The sequence below is a fragment of the Arcobacter sp. CECT 8985 genome, from assembly GCF_004116495.1.
Taxonomy (GTDB): Bacteria; Campylobacterota; Campylobacteria; order Campylobacterales; family Arcobacteraceae; genus Malaciobacter.
In genome coordinates, this window is the sequence record NZ_PDKC01000064.1 from 1 (window position 1) to 3,407 (window position 3,407).

General features: G+C 44.5%; 2 rRNA genes. Both read right to left on the reverse strand.

What is annotated here, in order from left to right:
* Window positions 1–78 precede the first annotated feature (78 nt).
* Window positions 79–194, reverse strand: a 5S ribosomal RNA gene (gene rrf / locus CRU93_RS13930).
* Window positions 195–323: 129 nt separating this feature from the next.
* Window positions 324–3,238 (reverse strand): 23S ribosomal RNA (locus tag CRU93_RS13935).
* Between the last annotated feature and the right edge of the window lie 169 nt (window positions 3,239–3,407).

Sequence of the window (3,407 nt, forward strand, 5' to 3'; positions counted from 1 at the left end):
AAAAAAAAGCCCATATCAATAACAAGAGAAAAGTTGTTATAGATAAAGGCTTAGTAAAAAGTAAAAACAAAACTCAAGAGCTGGCAGAGACCTACGTTTCCACACCTGAAAGGTGCAGTATTATCAGCGCTGAAGTGCTTGACTTCCAGGTTCGGTATGGAGCTGGGTATTTCCACTTCGCTATTTCCACCAGCAATATGAGTATACAATGAACTTTATTCACTCTATACTCATATTCTTTGAGCTTTTATATTAAAGTCTTTCTTTCTTGAAATAACTAACACAACTATCTTTTAAACTTAATAAGATAGTAAACCAAGTTAATTAATAAGCCAAACGATCTATTAGTACTAGTCAGCTAAACGTCTTACAACGCTTACACATCTAGCCTATCAACCAGCTAGTCTTGCTGGGATCTTCAGGGAAAGTTCATCTTAGAGTTGGCTTCGAGCTTAGATGCTTTCAGCTCTTATCACATCCGTACGTAGCTACCCAACGATGCTCTTGGCAGAACAATTGGTACACCAGTGGTACGTTCATCCCGGTCCTCTCGTACTAGGGACAAATCTCTTCAACTTTCCTACGCCCACGGAAGATAGGGACCGAACTGTCTCACGACGTTCTGAACCCAGCTCGCGTACCGCTTTAAATGGCGAACAGCCATACCCTTGGGACCTGCTCCAGCCCCAGGATGCGATGAGCCGACATCGAGGTGCCAAACCTCCCCGTCGATGTGAGCTCTTGGGGGAGATCAGCCTGTTATCCCCGGCGTACCTTTTATCCTTTGAGCGATGGCCCTTCCACTCAGAACCACCGGATCACTATGACCGACTTTCGTCTCTGCTCGAGTTGTCTCTCTCACAGTCAAGCTAGTTTATGCCATTATACTCATCAGGCGATTTCCATCCGCCTTGAACTAACCTTTGTAAGCCTCCGTTACTTTTTAGGAGGCGACCGCCCCAGTCAAACTACCCACCAGACATTGTCCTGAAACAAGTTTATTGTTCCCAGTTAGTAACTCAAATATTCAGGGGTGGTATCTCAAGGTTGGCTCACTATGTACTGGCGTCCATAGTTCAAAGCCTCCCACCTATCCTGCACATGAATATCCAAGCTACAGTGTCAAGCTGTAGTAAAGGTGCACGGGGTCTTTCCGTCTTTCCGCGGGTAGGAGGAATTTTCACCTCCACTACAATTTCACTGGATCCCTGGTTGAGACAGCTCCCATCTCGTTACGCCATTCATGCAGGTCGGTATTTAACCGACAAGGAATTTCGCTACCTTAGGACCGTTATAGTTACGGCCGCCGTTTACTCGGGCTTCAATCAAACGCTTCGCTTACGCTAACGTCATCAGTTAACCTTCGAGCACCGGGCAGGCGTCACACCTTATACATCCACTTACGTGTTAGCAAAGTGCTGTGTTTTTGGTAAACAGTCGGGAGGGACTCTTTGTTGCAACCTCTTTAGCTTTTGAGAGTTAATCTCTATACTAATGTAGGCACACCTTATACCGAAGATACGGTGCTAGTTTGCAGAGTTCCTTAACCAGGGTTCTTCCACGCGCCTTAGAATACTCATCCCACCTACCTGTGTCGGTTTGCGGTACGGGCAACAATTAATATACTTAGTGGCTTTTCTTGGCACGACAGTATCATCGATTCCAAACGCACTCCGAAGAGTTTGTTCGGCCTGTAAGATCTCGGTCTAGTGTAATCCGGATTTACCTAAATTACAACCTACGTCCTTCGACTCACACTTCCATCAGTGAGCTCGATTAACTCTATGCGTCCCCACATCGCGCTTAATTGTTGGTATTGGAATATTAACCAATTTGCCATCGTCTACCCCTTTCGGACTCGACTTAGGTCCCGACTAACCCTACGATGACGAGCATCGCGTAGGAAACCTTGGGTTTTCGGCGTTGAGGATTCTCACCTCAATTATCGCTACTCATGCCTGCATGCTCACTTCTATCCGCTCCAGTACTCCTTGCCGGTATACCTTCAACGCTGAATAGAACGCTCTCCTACCACTCAAGTTTACACTTGAATCTAAAGCTTCGGTGTACATCTTAGCCCCGTTATATTTTCCGCGCAGAATCACTAGACCAGTGAGCTGTTACGCTTTCTTTAAAGGATGGCTGCTTCTAAGCCAACCTCCTGGTTGTCACAGTAACTCCACATCGTTTTCCACTTAGATGTAACTTTGGGACCTTAGCTGTTAGTCTGGGTTGTTCCCCTCTCGACATAGGATTTTATCACCCTACGCCTGACTCCCTAGATTCCACATATAGTATTCGTAGTTTGATAGGGTTTGGTACCGCGGTAAGCAGCCCTAGCCCATTCAGTGCTCTACCCCTATATGCTAATTCTAGAGGCTATACCTAAATATATTTCGGAGAGAACCAGCTATCACGAAGTTTGATTGGCCTTTCACCCCTATCCACAGGTCATCCGGGGGCTTTTCAACGCCCATCGGTTCGGTCCTCCACTGGCTCTTACACCAGCTTCAACCTGCCCATGGATAGATCACTTCGTTTCGGGTCTGCAGCATCTGACTTATTCGCCCTATTAAGACTCGCTTTCGCTACGGCTTCACACTTGGCTTAACCTTGCCAGATACCACAACTCGCAGGCTCATTATGCAAAAGGCAGTCCATCACCCCGATATATCATGGGGCTCTGAATGATTGTAAGCTAATGGTTTCAGGTTCTATTTCACTCTCCTCGCTGGAGTACTTTTCACCTTTCCCTCACGGTACTTGTTCACTATCGATCTGTAAGTAGTATTTAGGGTTGGAGGGTGGTCCCCCCGGTTTCAGACAAAATATCACGTGTTCCGTCCTACTCAGGAATCCATTAGAGCTATTGATAATTTCGTATACAGGAGTTTCACCTTCTTTGCTTTAACTTTCCAGCTAATTCTACTATTATCTTTAGTCTCATCTTATGGTCCTTCAACCCCCTATGCAAGCATAGGGTTTGCCCTTGTCCGATTTCGCTCGCCGCTACTCTCGGAATCTCGTTTGATTTCTCTTCCTCTGGTTACTGAGATGTTTCACTTCTCCAGGTTCGCTCACTTTCGTGTAATATATATCTCTATATATTGGGTTGTCCCATTCGGATATCTATGGATCAATGCTTCTTGACAGCTCCCCATAGCTTTTCGCAGTCTAGTACGTCCTTCATCGCCTCTTACAGTCTAGGCATCCACCATTAGCCCTTAATAGCTTATTTTTCTTATCTTAAATATCTCTATTTAAAATCTTTTTTGATAATTATTCCTTGGCTACTATCTTATTAAATTTAATAAGTTAGTTGTGTTCTTTCTTTTCTTTTGAAATTGTTATTTCTTTTAGAAAAATTTAGACTTTAACATTATGTTTTTAAATAACTTGATTATTCT